The sequence below is a fragment of the Acidovorax sp. genome (genome assembly GCF_046339755.1).
GTDB lineage: Bacteria > Pseudomonadota > Gammaproteobacteria > Burkholderiales > Burkholderiaceae_C > Acidovorax.
Genome location: NZ_JBKDTZ010000071.1, coordinates 1 through 2,844, shown reverse-complemented (window position 1 = coordinate 2,844; position 2,844 = coordinate 1). Strand labels below are relative to the sequence as shown.

At 65.0% G+C, this 2,844-nt stretch carries 4 protein-coding genes; 1 reads left to right on the top strand and 3 read right to left on the bottom strand.

What is annotated here, in order from left to right; translation table 11 throughout:
• Positions 1-394 precede the first annotated feature (394 nt).
• Positions 395-751 (top strand): conjugal transfer protein TraD, encoded by a 357-nt coding sequence (gene traD, locus ACK59X_RS05500; RefSeq protein ID WP_409955847.1) that lies wholly within the window; start codon positions 395-397, stop codon positions 749-751.
• Between the two features lie 265 nt (positions 752-1,016).
• Here traD and ACK59X_RS05495 read toward each other — a convergent pair whose 3' ends face one another.
• The 3 genes from ACK59X_RS05495 to ACK59X_RS05485 all read right to left on the bottom strand — a co-directional run bounded on the left by ACK59X_RS05495 (position 1,017) and on the right by ACK59X_RS05485 (position 2,208).
• Positions 1,017-1,361, bottom strand: coding sequence for a DUF4148 domain-containing protein (locus ACK59X_RS05495; protein WP_409955845.1), 345 nt, complete (start codon positions 1,359-1,361; stop codon positions 1,017-1,019).
• 284 nt (positions 1,362-1,645) lie between these two features.
• The gene (locus tag ACK59X_RS05490; protein ID WP_409955844.1) at positions 1,646-1,960 is read right to left on the bottom strand and encodes a type II toxin-antitoxin system RelE/ParE family toxin; all 315 of its coding nucleotides are present in this window, start codon (positions 1,958-1,960) and stop codon (positions 1,646-1,648) included.
• Complete coding sequence (locus ACK59X_RS05485; RefSeq protein WP_409955843.1) at positions 1,957-2,208, bottom strand: antitoxin; 252 nt, start codon at positions 2,206-2,208, stop codon at positions 1,957-1,959. The genes ACK59X_RS05490 and ACK59X_RS05485 overlap by 4 nt, the downstream gene beginning before the upstream one ends.
• Positions 2,209-2,844: the final 636 nt, after the last annotated feature.

Genomic DNA, 2,844 nt, shown 5'->3' with positions numbered 1-2,844 from the left:
ATGCTGAGGTGGTAGATCGCCACGACCCAGGGTCTCCCAATCGACTTTTGTCTTTGCTCGATTGTGAAAACCCCCCGCCTCGTGTGCACCGCCCCAGAAGGCGGGATGTTGGGGGTGTTGGCTGCCCGCCATCATGCGGGCGGCGCACTCGGCGACCCTCAGGGCGCCGGAGTCGTGACAACGACTCGCAAGTGCGCCATTAGCTCTTGTGTCTGTCTGGCTACCCCGCGGGAGGCGTTGCGGCGTTTGCCACCGGTGCCGCTTCAACGCACAGGCTCATGCGCGGGGGTCTGGCAGTGGTGCGCTGGGTCGGTTGTGCTGCGGGCCGAAGCATCGCACAGGCGCAGCTTTTGTTGGGGAACTGGGCAGCGGAATCAACGGGGGAGCGCAACGCATGGGTGTATCTGAGGCACTGGCCAAACGCATCGCGGAGGCCGAACGCAAGGCGCAGCTCGCGGCCGACAAGCTCAAGAAGCTCAAAAGCGAGCAGGCGGCCAGGGAGGCTCGGCAGCGGATCATTGAGGCCAAGCAGGCCAAGGCCGCGGAGGACCGCCGCATCCAGGAGGTTGGGGCTGTGGTCAAGCGCGCCGGGCTGCTGGATCTGGACAACACCACCTTGCTCGGCGTGCTGCTGATCGCCGCCGACAAGCTCAGTGACCTGGCTTACCTGGCGGAGGCGCGCGAGCGGGGTGCACTGGCAAATCCGGCAGGAACTGCGGCCAGGGCAGAGGCACCCCGGGGCACTGCGTAAGCGGCGGCCAGGCCGTTTGGGGCGGATGACATCAACGCGGCGTCAACACAACATCAACACGACATCAACACGGCGTCGACAAGGCATCAACACCGCGCCCACAGGAAACACCGCGGACGCACACACGGCGCACACAGCACGGCTACACGGTGCACCCATGACGCACCCATGATGCATACAGGACGCACACAAAGCGCACCGGCCCCGCCAACAACCAGCGCGGTTGCGGCGAGGCCGGTGGTGCCTGCGGCTCAGACCCGTGCGATCAGCGGCCGGCGCGGGCGAGCACCGGCGCCAGGACCTGCTCGTAGCCGTAGACCTCGCCATTGATGTGCGACAGCTCGCCCGTACTGCGGGCGGCCAGCGTCTCGGCCTTCACGGCTTCACGCGACTTCGTGGACTGCAGCGTCTCGATGTAGCCGGCACGCGAGAAGCGGATGCTGCCGTCAGCACGGGCTTGCTGCAGTTCGGCCTGCACTTGGGCGGTGGTCTTGGTGGAGGTGACGTTCATCCAGGTGTCCGAGGTGGCTTCCTGGGCAAAAGCGGTGGTGCCGGCAAGGGCAGCAACCACGGCGATGGCAACAGAGGCAAGGCGTTGACGGGTGTTCATGATCGGGTTCCTTCGGTTCGTTGGGGTGTTCGGTCGTTCGGTTTTGAGAGAAGGTCGGTAAGGCACCGACCACAGAACGAACTGTGAACACGGCAAACCGCGGGCAACGAACACTGGCATGACAAGTTCGTAATGTGGCTGCTGGCGATGTCGCGCCGCAGCGGGGCCCAAGGCCAACCGTGCTTAGCGTACTTTGCGATCCGTTTTCTGAGGCGCCCCCTCAAGGAAGGACCAAGGCGTCGACAGACGCCGTGCGAGCGCAAGGGCTCCGGCTGCTAGCCGGGTCAGTGTTTGAGGCGGGCCTTGAGGCGGGCGATCATGTCGCGGCGCTCATGCAGGATGGCCAAGATGATGGCCGGCCCGTTGGGCTGGGGCATGCAGAAGATGAAGTGCTTGCCGCATGCGGCAACCCGCAGGCCAGGCAGCACCTCAGCCATGTCCTTGAAAACGCCCTGCCCCAGGGCCAGTGAAGTGGCTTTGTCTTCCAGCGCGGCAATGTAGACCTGGCACTGGCGGGCACCCCACTTGGCAAGGGTGTAGCGGGCGATGTCACGCAGGTCAGCCTCAGCGCCACGGCTGAGGACATAGGGCCGGTTCACCCGAGGCGCAGGCCGGCGGCCTCGCTGGCGATCTCGGTGATGCTGTGCGAGGACACCTCGCCTTGCTGGGCCTCGGCCAGGCGCTGCTGCAGCAGCGCTCGCAGTTCGGCCATAGCCTGTTCTTCCTTGTCGGCGGCAGGGAACAGGCGCGCGATGGCGTAGTCCTTGATGGTTTTGCCTTGAAGAGCGGCCATGGCCTTCAAGGCTTGGTGCTGCTGCTCGGTGATGTCGATGGTCAGGCGGCTCATGTTGGGCGGTTTATGCGCTGAAGCTTCAAGGTTCTGATGAAACCCACATTAGCACAAATGTGGGCCCGGAAGGACCGAAGGCATCACCGGGAGCCCTTCCCTGGTTCTGTGCGCAGCACCTGACCAGAAGGTCTGGGGCGTCGACAGACGCCACACGAGCATGAAGGTGCTGAGGGCAGGCGAAAAGCCTGGCCTTGGCGCCGCGCAGGCGCGGAGTGGGCGTAAGACATAACGTGTGTTGTACGCCGACTGCCCTGCCGAGCGAGCCTGGCGAGCGAACGGGGCTGCGGCGTGCAACGTCACGTTATGTGAACTCGGCGGCAAGCCTGCGGCTGCCGAGTTCCCCCGCAGCGACTGCCACTCAAGGCCGAGCGGGTTCGATGCCCGCGAGGCCTTGAACCCGTTTTTGGGTCTCGCGGTCACGCGCTGGCCAACGGACACGCACCGGCACCCGCATTGGTGCTGTCAGCCCGCACCGCCCTACGGTGTAGGGGTGGCGCCCGCAAGAGATTGCAGAGGGCTCCCCTTAGCGTACTTTGCGATCCGTTTTCTGAGGCGACCCCTGGTAGACGCTCAGTCTTCGAGCGACGGCATGCCATAGCTGAGCGAGTCGCCGAGCTTGCCTTCCGGGAGTTT